The 416-nt window shown below is 83.4% G+C and carries 1 protein-coding gene; it reads right to left on the reverse strand.

Annotation, left to right across the window (positions count from 1 at the left end; genetic code table 11):
* Nucleotides 1-180 (reverse strand): hypothetical protein (locus CTKZ_RS22255; RefSeq protein ID WP_210766410.1); only part of this gene is annotated, 180 nt, incomplete at its 3' end.
* Nucleotides 181-416 lie beyond the last annotated feature (236 nt).

The following is a 416-nucleotide window of genomic DNA, read 5'->3' on the forward strand; positions in this document are numbered from 1 at the left end:
GCCCGGCCTCGTCCGGCCGGTGCCGTCCGCGGCGACCGCCGCGGGCGCCACCGCGCGTCCTGCGTTCACCGCGCCGACACCGGCGGCCGTGCCCGCGAACGGGACGCCGCTGCCGACCCGCACGCCCACGACCGCCGTGGTGACATCGGCGGCCGGCCAGGCCACGCCGCCTCGCGCCACGCCGACTGCTCCGTCCGGTCCTGCCGCCGCCACGCCGACCGCTCCGTCCGGTCCTGCCGCCGCCACGCCGACCGCCTCGGCCGCGTCCACCGCCCCGGCTGGGCCCGCCCCGGCTGCGCCTCCCGCCCCGGCTGGTCCCGCCTCGGCTGCGCCGACCGCTCACGCCTCGGCTCCGGCGGCCGGGAACGCGCCGACGGGCCCCACGTGGGCGCGGGTGTCCCCGCCCACGTGGGGCC

This window comes from Cellulomonas algicola (genome assembly GCF_003851725.1).
GTDB lineage: Bacteria > Actinomycetota > Actinomycetes > Actinomycetales > Cellulomonadaceae > Cellulomonas > Cellulomonas algicola.